Raw genomic sequence first — 249 nt, 5'->3', positions numbered from 1 at the left:
GATGCGCTGGCAGCAACTGCCGCTCGACGTGACGCCCGTGCTGCCCGGCGCGTTGCCGGTGCTGGGCTGGCTGGCCGAAGAGCGCGCCGGCTGACCGTACGCTACTGCAGCCGCGGGTCGCCGAAGGGCTCGTCGTCCGGCGGGGCTTCCGCCGGCATGCGGAATTCCTCGCTCGCCCAGGCGCCGAGGTCGACGCCCTTGCAGCGCGCGCTGCAGAAGGGGCGATAGGCATTGCCCGGGCCGTAGATG

Annotated in this window: 1 protein-coding gene; it reads right to left on the bottom strand. The window is 73.1% G+C overall.

Translation table 11 applies throughout. The annotated features are described in order from the left end of the window. Positions 1–101: 101 nt before the first annotated feature. Positions 102–248, bottom strand: a complete 147-nt coding sequence (locus CVH10_RS22990) for a DNA gyrase inhibitor YacG (RefSeq protein ID WP_219925043.1) — start codon at positions 246–248, stop codon at positions 102–104. Position 249: the final 1 nt, after the last annotated feature.

Source organism: Halomonas sp. ND22Bw, assembly GCF_003011945.1.
Classification (GTDB): domain Bacteria; phylum Pseudomonadota; class Gammaproteobacteria; order Pseudomonadales; family Halomonadaceae; genus Halomonas; species Halomonas halophila.
The sequence above is the reverse complement of the archived record's forward strand: the minus strand, read 5'-3'. Positions and strand labels throughout refer to the sequence as shown.